At 73.9% G+C, this 16,029-nt stretch carries 15 protein-coding genes and 1 tRNA gene; 5 read left to right on the forward strand and 11 right to left on the reverse strand.

Annotation, left to right across the window (positions count from 1 at the left end):
• Positions 1-63: 63 nt before the first annotated feature.
• Positions 64-1,512, reverse strand: a complete 1,449-nt coding sequence (locus J1M40_RS02030) for a PhoH family protein (RefSeq protein ID WP_044659623.1) — start codon at positions 1,510-1,512, stop codon at positions 64-66.
• Between the two features lie 351 nt (positions 1,513-1,863).
• On the opposite strand from J1M40_RS02030, the gene J1M40_RS02035 reads away from it, so the two are divergent.
• Positions 1,864-2,379, forward strand: coding sequence for a rhomboid family intramembrane serine protease (locus tag J1M40_RS02035; RefSeq protein WP_241251980.1), 516 nt, complete (start codon positions 1,864-1,866; stop codon positions 2,377-2,379).
• Here J1M40_RS02035 and J1M40_RS02040 read toward each other — a convergent pair.
• Positions 2,358-3,131 carry an isoprenyl transferase gene (locus J1M40_RS02040; protein ID WP_041105013.1) on the reverse strand — a complete coding sequence of 258 codons (774 nt, stop codon included), beginning with the start codon at positions 3,129-3,131 and terminating at the stop codon, positions 2,358-2,360. The genes J1M40_RS02035 and J1M40_RS02040 overlap by 22 nt on opposite strands.
• Positions 3,132-3,234: 103 nt before the next feature.
• Here J1M40_RS02040 and J1M40_RS02045 point away from each other — a divergent pair, with 103 nt between their 5' ends.
• Positions 3,235-3,954: a hemolysin III family protein gene (locus tag J1M40_RS02045; protein WP_102708597.1), complete on the forward strand. Its 720-nt coding sequence runs from the start codon at positions 3,235-3,237 to the stop codon at positions 3,952-3,954.
• A gap of 153 nt (positions 3,955-4,107) precedes the next feature.
• Here J1M40_RS02045 and J1M40_RS02050 read toward each other — a convergent pair whose 3' ends face one another.
• Positions 4,108-4,512 carry a hypothetical protein gene (locus J1M40_RS02050; RefSeq protein ID WP_101965739.1) on the reverse strand — a complete coding sequence of 135 codons (405 nt, stop codon included), beginning with the start codon at positions 4,510-4,512 and terminating at the stop codon, positions 4,108-4,110.
• A gap of 48 nt (positions 4,513-4,560) precedes the next feature.
• Positions 4,561-5,553: a mycothiol conjugate amidase Mca gene (gene mca / locus J1M40_RS02055; RefSeq protein WP_101965738.1), complete on the reverse strand. Its 993-nt coding sequence runs from the start codon at positions 5,551-5,553 to the stop codon at positions 4,561-4,563.
• Between the two features lie 115 nt (positions 5,554-5,668).
• Here mca and J1M40_RS02060 point away from each other — a divergent pair, with 115 nt between their 5' ends.
• From J1M40_RS02060 to J1M40_RS02070, 3 genes are all read left to right on the forward strand, one after another.
• Complete coding sequence (locus tag J1M40_RS02060; protein ID WP_098093465.1) at positions 5,669-6,115, forward strand: DUF4307 domain-containing protein; 447 nt, start codon at positions 5,669-5,671, stop codon at positions 6,113-6,115.
• Between the two features lie 258 nt (positions 6,116-6,373).
• Positions 6,374-6,868 carry a transcription elongation factor GreA gene (gene greA / locus J1M40_RS02065; protein ID WP_060973861.1) on the forward strand — a complete coding sequence of 165 codons (495 nt, stop codon included), beginning with the start codon at positions 6,374-6,376 and terminating at the stop codon, positions 6,866-6,868.
• A 97-nt stretch (positions 6,869-6,965) separates the two neighbouring features.
• Positions 6,966-7,604 carry a GPP34 family phosphoprotein gene (locus J1M40_RS02070; RefSeq protein WP_036316333.1) on the forward strand — a complete coding sequence of 213 codons (639 nt, stop codon included), beginning with the start codon at positions 6,966-6,968 and terminating at the stop codon, positions 7,602-7,604.
• Positions 7,605-7,614: 10 nt separating this feature from the next.
• On the opposite strand, the gene ilvA is transcribed toward J1M40_RS02070, so the two are convergent.
• The 7 genes from ilvA to J1M40_RS12845 form a co-directional block, all read right to left on the reverse strand.
• Positions 7,615-8,946 carry a threonine ammonia-lyase gene (ilvA, locus tag J1M40_RS02075; protein WP_070709175.1) on the reverse strand — a complete coding sequence of 444 codons (1,332 nt, stop codon included), beginning with the start codon at positions 8,944-8,946 and terminating at the stop codon, positions 7,615-7,617.
• Positions 8,946-10,163: an AI-2E family transporter gene (locus J1M40_RS02080; protein ID WP_070709173.1), complete on the reverse strand. Its 1,218-nt coding sequence runs from the start codon at positions 10,161-10,163 to the stop codon at positions 8,946-8,948. The genes ilvA and J1M40_RS02080 overlap by 1 nt, the downstream gene beginning before the upstream one ends.
• Positions 10,160-11,131: an aldose 1-epimerase family protein gene (locus J1M40_RS02085; protein WP_036339976.1), complete on the reverse strand. Its 972-nt coding sequence runs from the start codon at positions 11,129-11,131 to the stop codon at positions 10,160-10,162. Before J1M40_RS02085 ends, J1M40_RS02080 begins: the two co-directional genes overlap by 4 nt.
• A gap of 121 nt (positions 11,132-11,252) precedes the next feature.
• Positions 11,253-12,128, reverse strand: a complete 876-nt coding sequence (locus J1M40_RS02090; protein WP_036339974.1) for a Bax inhibitor-1/YccA family protein — start codon at positions 12,126-12,128, stop codon at positions 11,253-11,255.
• Between the two features lie 183 nt (positions 12,129-12,311).
• Positions 12,312-12,388, reverse strand: a tRNA-Leu gene (locus J1M40_RS02095).
• A 91-nt stretch (positions 12,389-12,479) separates the two neighbouring features.
• A complete protein-coding gene (locus J1M40_RS02100) occupies positions 12,480-13,895 on the reverse strand; it encodes an NAD(P)/FAD-dependent oxidoreductase (protein ID WP_036339972.1) in 1,416 nt (471 codons plus the stop codon).
• A 53-nt stretch (positions 13,896-13,948) separates the two neighbouring features.
• On the reverse strand, positions 13,949-16,029 hold a 2,081-nt coding region (locus J1M40_RS12845), incomplete at its 5' end, for a DUF501 domain-containing protein (RefSeq protein WP_274607965.1).

The following is a 16,029-nucleotide window of genomic DNA, read 5'->3' on the forward strand; positions in this document are numbered from 1 at the left end:
CCCCCGCCGGGGGCCGCTGCTTCGGCAGCGGCCCCTTTTTCATGACCGACCCCGCCGCCCGGCTCAGGCCCGGCCCTCCTCCAGCAGGTCCGTGACCAGCGCGGCGATCGGCGAGCGCTCGGAACGGGTCAGCGTCACGTGTCCGAACAGCGGGTGGCCCTTGAGGCGCTCCACCACGGCCGCGATGCCGTCGTGCCGGCCCACGCGCAGGTTGTCCCGCTGGGCGACGTCGTGGGTCAGCACCACCTTCGAGTTGCGGCCCATCCGGCTCAGAACCGTGAGCAGCACGTTCCGCTCGAGCGACTGCGCCTCGTCCACGATCACCCACGCATCGTGCAGCGAGCGGCCGCGGATGTGCGTCAGCGGCAGGATCTCCAGCATCCCGCGGTCCACCACCTCGTCCACCACGGACGGGGAGACCAGCGCACCCAGGGTGTCGAACACGGCCTGCGCCCACGGGCCCATCTTGTCGCCCTCGGAGCCGGGCAGGTAGCCGAGGTCCTGGCCGCCGACGGCGTACAGCGGGCGGAACACGACCACCCTGCGGTGCTCGCGGCGCTCCATCACGGCGTCGAGGCCCGCGCACAGCGCCAGCGCGGACTTGCCGGTGCCCGCGCGGCCGCCGAGGGAGACGATGCCCACGCTCGGATCCGTCAGCAGCTCGATGGCCAGCCGCTGCTCTGCGGAACGGCCGTGCAGGCCGAACACGTCGCGGTCCCCGCGCACCAGGCAGGCTCGGCCGCCCTCGCCGACCCGGGCCAGGGCGGAGCCCCGGGGCGCGGTGAGCACCAGCCCCGTGTTGACCGGCAGGCGGTCCGCCTCGGCCGGGGCCTCCTCCGGCCCGGTCTCGACGCCCGTGCCGGTCAGGGTCCCCAGCGGGACGCCGGCCAGGTCGACCGCGCCGTCGTCGTAGAGGGCGTCCAGCCGCTCCTGCGCCACGCTGAGGGAGACGGTGCCGCGCCAGCCCGAGTCACGCACGAGCTCGTGGCGGTACTCGTCCGCGGCGAGGCCCATGGCCGCCGCCTTCACGCGCATCGGCAGGTCCTTGGACACGACCGTGACCGTGGCGCCCTCGTCCGCGAGCGCCTTCGCGACGGCGAGGATGCGGGAGTCGTTGTCCGTGCCGCGGATGCCCAGGGGCAGCACGTCCACGGACACGTGGTTCAGTTCGATCCGCAGCGTGCCGCCCTCGGGGGTGATCGGCACGGGCTGGTCCAGCGCGCCGTGGCCGCCGCGCAGGTCGTCGAGCAGGCGCAGGGCCGTGCGCGCGTAGTAGCCGAGGTCGGGGTCGGCGCGCTTGGCCTCGAGCTCCGAGACCACCACGAGCGGCAGGACCACCTCGTGCTCGGCGAAGTGCAGCAGGGCGCGCGGGTCCGAGAGCAGCACGGACGTGTCCACCACGTAGGTCCGCAGGCCGGTCGCCTCCGCCGCCCCCGCCTCGGCACGCGCCTGGCCCGGCCGGCTCGACGGCTCCTGCCGGGTCTGCGCGTGCTCCACGAGCTCTGCCACCATGTCTGCCTCCTGTGCCGGTGAACCGTGCGGGCGGGGGTCCGCCCACGGGCCACGCTAGGAAGCGGCGTCGTCCGCCGGGGCCCGGCACGGTGAACCCGGGATGAAGTCGCGGTGACGGTCCGTCCGGGCCCCGCCACGGCCCCGGCGTCCCGCGCTCCCTACACTGGAGACGCGCCGCCGACGTCCCGACGGCCGCCCGCTCCCCGTCCCCAGGAGGGCCCTTGAGCATGCACCGCCCGTCCCGGCCTGCCCGATCTGCCGGGCGGCCCAGCCCCCGCCCCGACCCTGGCCGAGCGCGCCGGCGGCCGCCTGCTGGGCGCCGTCGCGCCCACCGCCGTGCTGATCGCGGCCATGTGGGTCGCGCAGGTCGTGCTGATCTTCCTCGGCCGGGTGATCATCCCCGGCGTGGGCCTGATCCCCCGACGCCTCGACGGCCTCGACGGGGTCCTGTTCTCCCCCGTGCTGCACGCCGGCTGGGCCCACCTGATCGGCAACACGACGGCGCTGCTCGTCCTCGGTCCGCTGGCCGCCCTGGTCTCGCGTCGGCCGGTGGCCCTGCTCGTCTGCGCCTGGCTGGGCTCGGGCCTGCTGACCTGGGTGATCGGCACCCCGGGCGTGCACATCGGCGCCTCCGGGATCGTGTACGTGCTGATCGCGTTCCTGATCGTCTACGGGATCGCGGTGCGGCGGATCGGGGCGGTCGTCGTCTCCGTGCTCGTCGCGCTCACGCACCTGGGCTCGAGCCTGATCGGCCTGCTGCCGGCACCCGGCATCTCGTGGACCGGCCACCTGGCCGGGGCCGTCGTCGGGGTGCTGCTGGGCCTGTGGTGGGGCCGCGCCGACCGTCAGGTGCCGAACCGGCGCTGACGGCTGCCGTAGTCGCGCAGGGCACGCAGGAAGTCGACCTTGCGGAACGCGGGCCACATGGCCTCGCAGAAGTAGAACTCCGAGTACGCGGACTGCCAGAGCAGGAACCCGGAGAGCCGCTGCTCCCCGGACGTGCGGATGACCAGGTCCGGGTCCGGCTGGCCGCGCGTGTAGAGCCGGTCCGCGATCTGCTCGACGGTGACGGACTCGGCCACCTCCGCCGCGCTGTGGCCCAGGGCGTGCTCGTCCCGCAGCAGCTCGCGCACGGCGTCGAGGATCTCCTGGCGGCCCCCGTAGCCCACGGCCACGTTCACGTGCACGCCGTCGTGGCCCTTGGTCTGCTCGGCGACCTCGGCGAGCCGTCGCGCCATGGGCTCGGGGAGCAGGTCCACCGCGCCGACCGGCTGCACGCAGACGGGGGCGCGGCCCTCGGCCGGCTGGGCGAGGCGCTCCGCCGTCGTCTGGATGATCTCCAGGAGCGGGGCGAGCTCCTCCGCCGGGCGCCGCAGGTTCTCGGTGGAGAGCATGTAGAGCGTGACCACGGGGATGCCGGCCTCGTCGCACCAGCCGATGAAGTCGAGGATGCGCTCGGCGCCGGCCTGGTGGCCCTGCTGCGTGGACGCCCCGAACGCGCGGGCCCAGCGACGGTTGCCGTCCACCAGCACGCCGATGTGCCGGGGCAGCCGCTCCGGGTCCAGGCCGCGCGTCAGCCGCCGCTCGTACAGGCGGTAGAAGGCCTCGGGTCGACCCACGGCGCGCTCCCCTCTCGGACGGTCCTGCGAGCCTCCAGGATACGCGCGCGGCACACAGCGACCATCCCGCACGGGCCCCGACCCGACCGGCGACAATGGACGCATGGACCCTGTGACACCCCTCCGCGACGCCGACGCCACCCGCCGCCTGCGCTGGCGCGTCGAGCGCGTCCGCGACCCCGACCATCCGCTGTACAAGCCCCGACTGCGCGGCTGGATCCACGCGGTCATGGCGCCGCTGACGCTCGCGGCCGGCATCGTGCTCATCGTGCTCGCGCCGACCGCAACGCTGCGGTGGGCCAGCGCGGTCTACGCCGTGACGGGCCTGCTGCTGTTCGCGGTCTCGGCGACGTACCACCTGGTGCAGTGGAACGAGGTGGTCTCCCGTGTCCTCAAGCGGCTGGACCACACGAACATCATGCTGGTCATCGCCGGCACCTACACGCCGCTCTCCCTGGCCCTGCTGCCTCCGGACCGGGCGCGTGTGCTGCTCACCCTGGTGTGGGTGGGGGCCGTGGCCGGCGTCGCGTTCCGGGTGCTGTGGACGGACGCGCCGCGCTGGCTCTACACGCCGGTGTACGTGGTGCTCGGGCTGGCGGCGCTGCTCTACCTGGGCGACTTCTTCGCCGCGGATGCGGCGGCGGGGTGGCTGATCGTGGCCGGTGGGATCGCGTACATCACGGGCGCGGTCTTCTACGCGCTGCAGGCCCCCACGATCCACCGCGAGTGGTTCGGCTTCCACGAGCTGTTCCACGCCTTCACGGTGGCCGGCTTCGTGTGCCACGCCGTCGCCATCTACCGGGCGGTGCTCGTCGTCGCCTGAGCGTGTCGAGGAAGGGGGTCTGCGCCCCGCCGGGCAGCGCCGAGGCCCGCAGACGCGCCGCTACGGCATGGAGGTGGCGGCGCGTCTGCGGGCCTCAAGGGATCGGGCGTCGACTCACGGGCGGCTCCTGAGCGTGCGCGGGCCCGACGGCGGTCAGTCGCGTCCGGTGTCCGGGGCCTGGGGCTCCGGGGCCGGCTCCTGGAGGTAGCCGGGGTACTTCTCCTGCAGGCGGCGCAGCCGGTCCTCGGAGTCCGCGTCCAGGTGCTCGCCGCCCGCGCGCGCCTCGTCCGGCAGGTGCTGCTGATGGCGCTCCACGAGCATGGCCTCGGCCTGCGGGGAGCGCTGCTGGACGCGGCGCACGGAGCGGACCATGACGCGGAAGACGATGATCGCCATGACCACCATGAGCGCGGTGAACAGGAACCCTTCGATGCCGGGGGTGACCTCCGCCTCCTCGAGCCCGGGGCGCAGCGTCGGCTCCGGGACGGCGGGCACCGGCGCGGGGCTCGCGGCCGCGAGCGCGGTGAGGACGAGGGGAAGGCCAGACAGGGGTGTCACGCCGCCCCACTCTACCGGCCCCGGCCGCACGGCCCGAGCCGGGTCGGCTCAGCGCAGGCCGGCAAAGAGGTCGTGCTCCGGCAGCTCGGAGGGCACGCGCGAGTCGATCAGCGCGAAGTCCTCCCACGGCCAGGCGCGCCGCTGCAGATCATGGGGGGCGTCGAAGAACATGCCGTCGGGGTCGATCTGGGTGCGATGCGCCCGCAGGGCGGCGTCGCGCTCGTCGAGGAAGCCGGTGACGTCCACCTGCGTGGTGACGTCGTGGTCCGCGGTGACCCACGGCGGGATGACCTCCGGGTCGGGCACGTCCTCCCCGGCTTCGCGGCGGCGCAGCACCTCGCGCATCGCGTCCATCGCGTCGAACATCATCAGGCGTCGGGCGAACGGCACGTCCTCGCCGTCGGCCTCGGCCACCGCGGCCATCGTGCGGAACTTCCGCGGGTTGAAGCCGCAGTCGTAGTAGACCTTCGAGACCTCCCAGGCGGGCCCGGCCTCGGGGTACTCGTCGGCGAGGCCCGCGGCCCGGTACGCCTCCATCGTCACGGCGTGGGCCTGCAGGTGGTCCGGGTGGGGGTAGCCGCCGACCTCGTCGTAGGAGATGAGCACGTGCGGGCGGAACCGGCGCACGAGCGAGATCAGCGGGGCCGCCGCATCCCGGAGCGGGATCTCGGCGAAGCAGTTCGCCGGGAGGGCCGGCAGCGGATCCCCCTCGGGCAGGCCCGAGTCGAGGAAGCCGAGCCAGGCGTGCCGGATGCCGAGGATGCGCGCGGCCTCCGCCATCTCCTCGCGGCGCACGGCCGCGATGTCCCGGTCGGCCCGGGTGGTGTCCCCGAACGACGGGTTGAGCAGGGTGCCGGCCTCGCCGCCGGTGCACGTGACGACCATGACCTCGGCCCCGGCCGCCGCGTAGGCGGCCATGGTGCCGGCCCCCTTCGAGGACTCGTCGTCCGGGTGGGCGTGCACCGCCATGAGGCGCAGCCCGGTGGAGGGCGGCAGGGCGGTGCCTGCGGCGGGCTGGGCCTGGGGGGTCTGATCGGCCACGGGGATCGCACACTCCTGTCCGGATGGCGGGGCCGCCGCGGGGGCGACGGCGTGAGGGGTCCAGGCCGACGTCCTTATCGGCCTCCGGCGGCGGGCAGCGGCTAGGGTGGAGGGGATGTCCCACCACGCCCCCGCGGTCCGCGCGCAGGACCCCACACTAGCCAACCGGTACGGCACGGACCACACGCGTCCGGACCGTCGTCGGCTGTGGGCGGGCCTCGGCGGGCTCGGGCTGGTCGTGGCCGTGCTGCTGTCCGTGTGGATCGGCCTGAACATGTCCGTGGGCGCCATCGAGTACAAGGACGTCGGCTTCACCATCGAGGACGACGGCCACGCGACCGTCACCTTCCAGGCCTCCGTCCCGGAGGGCGTCCAGGCCGAATGCGATGTGCTCGTCACCGACTCCCACGCCGCCCCCGTCGGCTTCCGCACCGTCCGCCTGGAGACCCTGCCGGCCGACCGGCGGGACTCCCCCTCGGACGCGCAGCAGCGCTACACCGTGGACGTGCGCACCGTGGTGCGGGGCGACTCCGGCGTCGTCGAGACCTGCCGCAAGGTCTGACCCCTCCCGGAGTGCTCCGCCCTCGGCGAAGCGGCCGCCGTTGGTGTGACGCACGCCGCCCGGATAGACTCGTCGGAGCATTCCCGCCCCGCCGGTGAGTCAGGCAGGCGTCGCACGGAGCCCTCGGGTCACGCGCGTCCTCCTGATCGGCGGGGTCTTTCGCATGCGGGCGCGTCCGCCGGACGCGGATCGCGCGCCAGACCCGGTGCGCCGCGCCCCGGACTCCGCATCACCCGAGACAGAAAGGCGGAACAGAGCATGACCACCAGCCAGTCCGACGCCCCGTGGCTGACCCAGGAGGCGTACGATCGCCTCTCCAAGGAGCTCGAGTACATCTCCGGTCCCGGCCGTCAGGAGATCATCGAGCGCATCGAGGCCGCCCGCGATGAGGGCGACCTCAAGGAGAACGGCGGCTACCACGCCGCCCGCGAGGAGCAGTCGAAGAACGAGGGCCGCATCGCCGAGCTGAAGCACCTGCTCGAGACCGCCCGCGTGGGCGAGGCCGCCGAGAACGACGGCGCCGTGCACCCGGGCACCGTGGTGACCGCCGTCGTCGCAGGCGACGAGATGACCTTCCTCTTCGGCAACCGCGAGATCGCCGCGGACGACGAGTCGCTCGAGGTCTACTCCGAGCGCTCCCCGCTCGGTGAGGCCATCAACGGCGCCAAGAAGGGCGACAAGGTCTCCTACACCGCCCCGAACGGCAAGGACATCAAGGTCGAGGTCAAGGACGTCCAGCCCTACTCCGGCTGACCCTGCCCGGCTCCGACGGCGGCCGCGGTCCCCCCGAGGGGACCGCGGCCGCCGTCCGTCCCGGACCCCACCGCGCCCCCGTTGCTACTCTGGCCCCATGCTGACCGTCGAGAAGGCACACCTGCTGCTCACCCGCGAGGACGGGTGCTCCGAGAGCCCCTCCCACCACCGCGTTGCCCTCGCGGCCGCCGCGCTGGCCGACCACCGGTCCGCCGGGATCGTGACCCTCGAGGACGTCCCCGTGGACCGGGCCCGCGTGCTCGTGACCGCGGCCGGCACCACCGGCGACCCCGTCCTGGACTCCTCCCTCGGACAGGTCGACGCCCTGGCCGGCCGACCGCTCGTGGCCACCGTGGCGGCCGGCAAGCCGGACCTGCGCAAGGCCGTCGTCGCCCATCTGACCGAGACCGGCCGCCTCACCGAGCGCAAGGCCTTCCTGGCCACCCGGCACGTCCCCCGCGGCACCGAGCGCGCCGAGCTGCTCGCGCACCTGACCGCCGTCGTCCTGGACGAGGCAGAGCCCTCCGACGAGGACGTGCTCCTGCTCGGCGTGCTGCAGCACCTCAACCTGGCCCGGCGCCTGCTGCCGGGCGCCCACGAGCGCTATGACCGTCGCGAGATGGTCCGTCGCATCGAGACGCTGACGCGCGAGGACCTCCTGGTCCAGGCCGTGCGCCGCGCGGTGGGCGGGACCTGCGGCACCATCACCGCGGCCGCCGCCGGCTCCGTGGCCTGAGCCGGCCCGGTCAGGGCAGCGGGGCCGGGCTGTAGCCGGCCCCGCGCAGCGCCTCCAGGACCTGGGCGGAGTGCTCGGCGCCGCGGGTCTCCATGTCGATCGTGATGTGCACGCCGCCCATGGACAGCTCCGGGCCGACGCGGGTGTGGTCCACGCGCACCACGTTGGCGTCCGTGTCCGCGATGATCCGTGAGATCGTGGCCAGCTCGCCCGGGCGGTCCCGCAGCGGGATGCGCACGGTCATGTAGCGCCCCGCGGCCGACAGTCCGGCCTGGATGGACTTCAGCATGAGCATCGGATCGATGTTCCCGCCGGAGAGGATCACGGCGGTGGTGCCGAGCTCGAAGCCCAGGTCCGCCGTGCGGCCCGCCAGCAGGGCGGCCACCCCGACGGCGCCCGCCGGCTCCACCACGAGCTTGGAGCGCTCGAGGAGGTGGACGAGGGCCGCGGCGATCTCGTCGTCCGTGACGGTCACGACGGCGTCCACCAGCTCGGCGGCGATCCGCAGCGGCAGGGCCCCGGGCTTGCCAACGGCGATGCCGTCCGCGATGGTGGACACGCTCTCCAGCACCTGGACGCGGCCCTCCTCGAGGGAGCCGGGGAACGCGGCGGCGGTGGCCGCCTGCACCCCGATGACCCGCACCGTGCGCCCACGACGCCGGGCGGCCTCCTTGAGGGCCACGGCCGTGCCGGCGATGAGTCCCCCGCCGCCGATGCCCATGATCACGGTGTCCACGTCCGGCAGCACGTCGAGGATCTCGAGGCCGACGGTGCCCTGGCCCGCGATGACGGCCGGGTCGTCGAACGGCGGGATGAACACGGCACCGGTCTCCGTGGCCCACCGCTGCGCCTCGGCGAGGGACTCATCCACGGTGGAGCCGTGCAGGACGACCTCGGCACCGTGGTCCCGGGTGGCCTGCAGCTTGGGCAGGGCCACGCCGTGCGGCATGAAGATGCGGGCGCGGATGCCGAGCTTGGCGGCCGCGAGGGCGACGCCCTGGGCGTGGTTGCCGGCCGATGCGGCCACGACGCCGCGGCCGCGCTCCTCCTCGCTCAGCTGCGCCATCCGCACGTAGGCGCCGCGGACCTTGAACGAGCCGGCCCGCTGCAGGTTCTCGCACTTCAGGTGCACGTCCGTGCCCACGGCCCGTGAGAGCGCCCGGGAGTGCTGCAGCGGGGAGCGCTCGGCGATCCCGCGCAGCGTCTCGCGCGCCCGCTCGATCTCCTCGAGGGTGACGGGCAGCTCTGCCGGGGCCGGCGGACCGTCGGCGGGCCGCACCCACCGGGGCGACGGCGTCGGTCCGGTCCGGTCCGGGGTGTTCGTGGCCTGCGCCGCGCCCATCAGGCGTCGTCCCCGTGCCGGGTGCCCGCGTCGGCCTCGGAGGCGAGGGCGGCGTCCTCGTGCGTCGAGGGGCGGTACCGGTGGGAGCCGGCCGCCTCGTCCTCCGCGCCGCCCGGTTCGAGGGCGTGGTCCGTCCGCTCCGTGAGCTCCTCCGGCACGTCCGCGGTGAGGGCGCGGACGAAGCTGTTCACGAAGGCCAGCACCGGCACGGCGAACACGGCGCCCGCCAGCCCGAAGACGGTGGACCCGGCGGCGACGGCCAGGAACACGGCCAGCGGGTGCAGCGCGACGGCCTTGCCCATCACGAGCGGCTGCAGGACGTTCGACTCGATCTGCTGCACGAGCAGCACCACGCCCAGCATGAGCAGCGCGTTGACCAGGCCGTTGGACATCAAGGCCAGGAGCACCGCCATCGCGCCGGTCAGGGTGGCGCCGATCATCGGGATGAACGAGGCCAGGAACACGAGCACGGCCAGCGGGATGGCCAGCGGCACGCCCAGGATCAGGGCACCGATGCCGATGCCGACGGCGTCGATGAACGCCACGAAGATCTGGACCCGCACGTAGGAGCCGAGCGACTGCCAGCCCGAGCGGCCCGCGCGGCCCACGGTGGCCCGGTGCGCCTTCGGCACGAAGATCAGCAGGAAGCGCCAGATGCGGTCGCCGTCGTAGAGGAAGAAGATCAGGGAGAACAGGGCGATGAACAGGCCCGCACCGATGTTGACGGCCGTGGAGCCGAACGAGACGGCGCTGTTGATGACCGTGGCGGAGTTGTCCCGCAGCGTCTGCCACAGGCCCTCCAGCCCGGCACCGGAACGGGGGATCTCCACGCCCACGCCGGCCAGCCAGGCGATCGCGTCGTCGACGGCCTGGCCCAGCTGGTCGCCCAGTTGGGCGAAGCCCTGGACGATCTGCTGACCGGCGAGCCCCATGAGGCCCACCACGACGACGACCAGCAGCAGCACGCACAGCAGGGCGGCCGCGACGCCCGGCACCTTGATGCGCCGCATCGCCTGGAACACCGGGGCCAGCAGGGTGGCCAGCAGCGCGGCCACGAGGATCGGGATCACCACGAGGCTCACGAAGCCCAGCAGGTACACCACGACGCCGATGCCGATGACGACGGCCACCAGCCGCCAGGACCAGGCCGCGGCCACCGTCAGCCCATAGGGCACGTCCTTGTTGATCTTGGTCTGGGCCGCCAGGGTCGAGCTCACGCGCGATCCTCCTCGTGTGGGTGGTCGGGGACATGGGGGGTCAGACCCCACTGGACGCTCCAGCGGGCGTGCGGGGCGAGCCGGTGCAGGCCCTCCCCCGAGTTCAGGGCGTCCGCGGGAGCGGTGAGCGGCTCCACCGCGAGCGCCGTGTCACGGCCGGGCAGCCGGTCCGTGACGAAGACGTGGGTGTAGGCGAACGCGTGGTCGGACCACAGGGTCACGGCCCGGCCGTCCCCGGCGAGCAGAGTCTGGCGGTGCCGGCCGTCGGCGTCCGGCGTCAGGCCGGTGAGGCACACGTCCAGGGCGTCCTCGCCCACGGCCCGGCCGCGGCGGAAGTCCAGGTCCGTGCCGTCCACCGGCAGGGTCTCCACGGGGATGAGGTCCTCCCCCGTGCGGATCCAGGCGTCCGCGGGCACACGCAGGCTCAGCTCCGCCGTCGGGACGTCCCCGATCCGCAGGAACGGGTGGGCGCCGACCGCCACGGGCACGGTGGCGTCCGTGTGGTTCTGCACCTCGGCGGTGACGGTGAGGCCGCCGTCCGCCTCGAGCTCGTAGGTGACGCGGTGAGTGAGCCGGAACGGCCAGCCGTGCTGGGGGTGGATCTCACCGCGCAGGGTCACCGCGTGGGCGGAGAACGTCTCTGTGACGAAGTGGGTGTTGCGCAGCAGGCCGTGGCTGGCGTGGCCGCGCGCGGGTTCGGTGACGTCCAGGCGCTGCTCGACGCCGTCCAGGATCCAGCGGGCGCCGGCGACGCGGTTCGGCCACGGGCTCATCTGGATGCCGTTGGCGGCGGGCGGGACCACGTCCTGGCCGTACGGCTCGGTCAGGTCCACGCCGGCCACGCGGTACCTGCGCAGGGCACCGGCCAGGCCGACGACGACGGCCTCCGCGGACCCGCGGTGCAGGCGGTGCTGGGTGCCGGTGGCGTCCGGGGCCCCGAAGGCGGGCAGGTCGCTGGTCTCGGTCACGGGACCTCCTGGGTGGCGGCGAGGGACCCCCTCAATCTACGCCCTCGCGGACGCAGACCGCCCCGGCCCTGTGCAGGACCGGGGCGGCGGTGCGGGTCTCCGTGCGGGGACGGGGCGCCGGTCAGTCGTTGCCGCGCAGGATGGAGAGGATGCGCAGGATCTCGACGTACAGCCAGATCAGGGTCACGGTCAGGCCGAAGGCCACGGACCAGGAGTACTTCTGCGGGGCGCCGTTCTTCACGCCCACGGCGGCCATCTCGAAGTCCATCGTCAGCGAGTACGCGGCCAGCAGCACGGCGATCGCGCCGATGATCAGGCCCAGGCCGCCGGTGCGCAGGTTCGCGATGCCCGTCCAGGTGAGGACCAGGTTGACGAGCATGAAGACGAGGTAGCCCAGCATGGCCGCCATGACGATCTTCGTCATGCGCGGGGTCGGGCGGAACTTGCCCGAGGTGTACAGGGCCAGCATCACCGCGAACACGGAGAAGGTGCCGAGCACGGCCTGCACCACGATGCCCGGGTAGGCGCCCTCGAAGAACGCCGAGATGCCGCCGAGGAACAGGCCCTCGGCCAGGGCGTAGAGCATGATCAGCACGGGCGAGGGCTCGCGCTTGAACGCGTTGACCAGGCCCAGCACGAGGCCGGCGATCGCGCCGATGATCATCAGGCCCGGCGAGAACCAGCCCACGGCGCCCGCCACCACGACGAGCACGAGCATCAGGCCGGTCTTGCCGACGACGTCGTTGAAGGTCATCCGGCCGGTCTGCTCCGGGCCGGCGGAGGGCGCGCGGAAGGCGTCCTCCATGGACTGCTGGTGCGCGTACTGCTGGGCCGCCTGGCCGGCGCCGAACGCCTGGGCCTGGCCGTACGGGCTCTGCTGCTGGCCGTACGGGGACTGCGCGGACTGCTGCCCGCCCTGGTACCAACCGGGCTGCGCCTGTCCGCCGCCCTGCATCTGCTGCTGGAAGTTCTGAGAGTTCATGACCGGATTCGCCACGGCTCGCTCCTTCGGGTCGAGTCGGCCCGGTCGCACGCCGCCGCAGTGAGCAGCGCTCGTGCCCCGGGGTTCAGCACGATCCTATCGGGATGTCTGCGTCCGCGCGCGGGGCGGAGCGTGGATCCGCGCCGGTTCACCGGCTGTTCACGGTGGGCGCAGAAGCGAGGCGCGCGGGGAGACGCGTGGTGCCCCCGGCGGGACTCGAACCCGCAACACGCCGATTTTAAGTCGGCCGCCTCTGCCAGTTGGGCCACGGGGGCGTGGCGGGCCCGTGGACGCGGGCCCGGGTGCGGACGACGCCGGCCCCGTCCGATGCACTCGGACGGGGCCGGCGGCCCGCTGGCTGCGGGATCAGCCCTTCGAGGACTCGAGGGCCCGCTGCCGCTCGAAGCGGCCGGGCTCGAGCTCGACGCCGGCGGCGCGGCGGAACGGGTTGAACGGGGTGTCCAGGCCCGCCACCGAGGTGGAGTCGCGGCCGAACAGGGTCTCGGCGACCCAGCCGGAGAGGATCCGGAAGCGGCGGTCCAGGGTGGGCATCGCGTAGGCGTGGTAGCCGCGGTGCGCCAGGAAGGCGGCCGGGCCGGAGATCTTCACGCCGAGCGGGTTGCCAACGCCCTTGAAGAAGCCCAGGCCGGCGACGGCGCCGAGCGACTTGTGCACGTACTCCTGCACCTCGCCCTCGCCGTGGCGGACGGCCATGTAGTTGGCGGCCAGCTGCTTGGCCTGACGGCCGGCGTGCTGGGCGTTCGGGACGCAGAACCCGCCGGGGCCCGCGCCGGTCAGGTCCGGGACGGCGCAGACGTCGCCGCAGCCCCAGGCGCCCTCGAGCACGCCGTCCTCCCCGTCCTTGACCTGGAGGGTGGGGGTGACCTCGATGCGGCCACGCGCCTCGACCGGGAAGTCGGTCTGCTTGGCGACGGCGTTGGCGGCCACGCCCGCGGTCCACACGAGGGTGTCGGCCCCGAACTTCTCCTTCTCGGACTTGTCCTTCATGTCCACGAGGGTCATGATCCCGTCCGTGGCGTCGCCCAGCGAGGTGTTGAGCAGGACCTCGATGCCGCGGTCCTTCAGGTGCTCCACCACGCCGACGGCCTGGTCCTCGCCGACCTCGGGCATGATGCGGCCCATCGCCTCGACGAGCACGATGCGGACCTCGGACTGGGACAGGCGCGGGTTGCGGGCGACGGCGGTGCGGATGAGGTGCTCCATCTCGCCCACGGTCTCGATGCCGGCGAAGCCGCCGCCGACCACCACGAAGGTCAGGGCGCGGCGACGGGCCTCGGCGTCCACCATGAGGGAGGCGGCGTCCAGGCGCTCCAGGATCTGGTTCCGCAGCGTCACGGCCTCCTCCACGGTCTTCAGACCGATGCCGTGCTCGCCCAGGCCCTTGATCGGGAAGACGCGGGTGGTGGCGCCGGCGGTCATGGCGATGTCCTGGTAGGGCAGCTCGAACTCGTGGCCGTCCTCGCCGCGCACGGTGGCCAAGCGGCGGGCGTGCTCCACCTTCACGACGGTGCCGCGCAGCACCTCAGCGTCCTTGAGATGGGTGGCGAGGTCCACGACGACGTTGCGCCCCACGATGTGGCCGCCGACGACCTCGGGCAGGAACGGCTGGTACGTCATGTACGGCAGCGGGTCCACGACGGTCACGACGCCGCCGCGGTCCTTGACCTTGGTCTGCAGCTCCTTCGCGAGCTGGAAACCGGCGTAGCCGCCGCCGACGATCAGCAGGCGCGGCTTGGGAGACAGTTCAGGAGTGAGAGACATACCGCCAGTCTACGCACGCACCGGCCCCGCCCCTCCATCTTCCGCCGCCGTGATCAGGACCGCAGCGAGAGCACGATCCCGTCCAGGATGTCGTGCTCGCTCGCCCAGGCCTCGGTGACGCCCGCGGTCTCGGCCACCCGCTCCAGGACGGTGCTCCACAGCAGCGCGCCCGCGCCGATCACGTCCACCCGTCCCGGGTGCATGAACCCCCGCTCGGAGCGCTCGGCCCGGGTCGCGGCCACGAGGCCCTCCGCCGCCGCGCGGAACTCCGCGATCGGCAGGCGCGCGCCGTGGATGGCCTCGGGCTCGTACGTGCTGAGCCCGAGGGCCTCGGCGGTCACGGTGGTCACCGAGCCGGCCACGCCGACTACGCGGGCCACGCGTTCCAGCGGCAGGCGGGCGGCGGCGTCGTCGAGGAGGCGGCGGGCGTCCGCGCGGGCCGCGGCGACCTCGTCCGACGTCGGGGGGTCGGAGCGCAGATGACGCTCGGTGAACCGCACGCAGCCCATGTCCAGGCTGACCGCGCCCACGACCTCGCCCGCAGGCGTGCCGACGACCAGCTCGGTGGAGCCGCCGCCGAGGTCCACGACGAGCACGAGGTCCTCCGGGCCCAGGTCCGCGGTCTCGACGGCGGAGACGGCGCCCGCGAAGGACAGGGCGGCCTCCTCGGCGCCCGAGACGACCTCCGGCTCGACGCCGAGCCGCTCCCGGACGCCGTCGACGAACGCGGCCCGGTTGGAGACGTCCCGGCTGGCGGAGGTGGCCACGAACCGGACCCGGCCGGCGTGGTGGCGCTGGACCAGGCGGGCGTACTCGTCCACCGCCGCGAAGGTGCGCTCCAGCGCGGCGTCGGAGAACGCGCCGGTGGCGTCCACGCCCTCGCCCAGGCGCACCACGCGCATCTCGCGCACGACGTCGGCCAGCGGCGCCGTCGGGTCGGCCACGGCGCCGGTGGTCTCATCCGTCCCGGCCGGCCGGGAGATCAGCAGGCGGATGGAGTTCGTGCCGCAGTCCACGCCGGCCACCGTGACCTCCTTGAGCGCGGCGACGCGTTCGAGGTGCCTCACGTGCCGGGACAGGTCCTTCGTGGGCACCGCCGCGGCCTCGTCCCACGCGCCCTCGCACGCGCAGACCTCGGGCGTCCACCACGGGGCCACCAGGGCGATCGCCTCGTCACCGAGCGGGTTCACCCCCGGCCCGGCCGCGAGCGCGTGGCCCACGAGGGCGTGCAGGCACTTCACGCGCTCGGGCATGCCGCCGGCCGAGACCCCGGCGATCTCCGGGACGGGCCCCGTGCCGGCCTCGGCCCCGACCCGGTCCCGCTCGGCGATGTAGGCCTCGTGCGCCGCGCGGTGCGCGGCCGCGAGCGCGGGATCCTGGGCGAGGCGGTCGTTCATGCGTGCCATCTCCCCGTCCGCCTCCACGCGCGAGACCGCCGCCGTCAGCACGGGGTGCGTCAGGTAGAAGGTCGTGGGGAACGGGATGCCGTTGGAGAGCCGCGGCGCGGTGGTGGCCACGAGGGGGTTGCCGCACAGGCAGCGGGCACCGATCTCCACGACGTCCCGGACCGGGCGGCCGAGCTGGCGGGACAGGGTGTCCAGGTCCTGCTCGGTGACGGTGCGGTCCTGGGCGGGGCGGGGGCTGACGGTCATGGTGTCCTCGGGCCACAGGCCCTCGGCCCACGGCAGGCGGGTGTTGACGACCTCGTCCGCGTCGGCGGCGGGCGTGTCCTCGGTCTCGGTATCGGTGTCGGTCTCGGAGGGCCGCCCCGTCACGGAGTACAGGGTCTCCCCCGGCATGACCAGCTCGAGACGCTCGCGCGCCTGTTGGGTCACGTAGGCGGGGTCGTCCCACAGCTGGATCCGCCGCTCGTAGTCCTCGCGCTGGGCCTGCATGGCGGCGATCTCCTCGCGCGCGGCCGAGATCTCCAGCTGCTGGTTCAGGAACGCGCGCAGCGTGGGGGCCACCAGGACGGCGGCCAGCAGCAGCACGGCGACGACGATGAGCGAGCGGCCCGTGATCTGCCGGGCCGGCACCGGCTCCGGCAGCGGGGCCCGACGGCGGGCGGCCGTGGCGGCGGCGGACGCGGCGCGGCGGGGGGCGGGCCGGGTCCGACGCCGGGCCCGCCCCCCGC

The organism is Micrococcus sp. KRD026 (assembly GCF_017168445.1).
Lineage (GTDB): Bacteria > Actinomycetota > Actinomycetes > Actinomycetales > Micrococcaceae > Micrococcus > Micrococcus luteus.

Coding starts and splice junctions, on each gene's coding strand:
- ilvA (WP_070709175.1), bottom strand. CDS start 8,946: ATGGGCGCGGCGCAGGCCACGAACACCCCGGACCGGACCGGACCGACG.
- J1M40_RS02045 (WP_102708597.1), top strand. CDS start 3,235: ATGGACCCTGTGACACCCCTCCGCGACGCCGACGCCACCCGCCGCCTG.
- J1M40_RS02060 (WP_098093465.1), top strand. CDS start 5,669: ATGTCCCACCACGCCCCCGCGGTCCGCGCGCAGGACCCCACACTAGCC.
- greA (WP_060973861.1), top strand. CDS start 6,374: ATGACCACCAGCCAGTCCGACGCCCCGTGGCTGACCCAGGAGGCGTAC.
- J1M40_RS02100 (WP_036339972.1), bottom strand. CDS start 13,895: ATGTCTCTCACTCCTGAACTGTCTCCCAAGCCGCGCCTGCTGATCGTC.
- J1M40_RS02070 (WP_036316333.1), top strand. CDS start 6,966: ATGCTGACCGTCGAGAAGGCACACCTGCTGCTCACCCGCGAGGACGGG.
- J1M40_RS02035 (WP_241251980.1), top strand. CDS start 1,864: ATGTGGGTCGCGCAGGTCGTGCTGATCTTCCTCGGCCGGGTGATCATC.
- J1M40_RS02030 (WP_044659623.1), bottom strand. CDS start 1,512: ATGGTGGCAGAGCTCGTGGAGCACGCGCAGACCCGGCAGGAGCCGTCG.